1 protein-coding gene is annotated in these 370 nt (G+C 41.6%); it reads left to right on the top strand.

The genetic code is table 11. From position 1 onward, the window contains the following. Positions 1 to 370, top strand: a 370-nt coding sequence (locus GJV03_RS21615; RefSeq protein ID WP_171501897.1) for an alanine-zipper protein, incomplete at both ends; no start/stop codon positions are given.

Raw genomic sequence — 370 nt, 5'->3', positions numbered from 1 at the left:
TTGCTTTAAATAACTATATTTCGAGTAATAATTCAGCCTTATCTTCAGTACAGCAAAAAGCCGAAACTGCTGTAACACAATCAACAGCAAACAGTAGTTTAATTGAAGCATTAGACAGTCGCGTTGATGTTGCTGAATCTGATGCATCGACTGCAAAAACTAATGCAGCCAGTGCTTTAACTAAAGCTAATACTGCGGTTACTGATTCAAGTGCGGCAGCATCAATGGCGCAACAAGCCAACGCAACAGCAACATCAGCAAAAAGCACAGCCGATAATGCATTAACCAATTCTGCAACAGCTTTATCAAAAGCCGATGTGGCAGTGACGAATGCAAGTTCTGCTGTATCGAAGGTTGATGCTGTAGAGGC

It is taken from the genome of Acinetobacter sp. RIT698 (assembly GCF_009668065.1).
GTDB lineage: Bacteria > Pseudomonadota > Gammaproteobacteria > Pseudomonadales > Moraxellaceae > Acinetobacter > Acinetobacter guillouiae.
The sequence above is the reverse complement of the archived record's forward strand: the minus strand, read 5'-3'. Positions and strand labels throughout refer to the sequence as shown.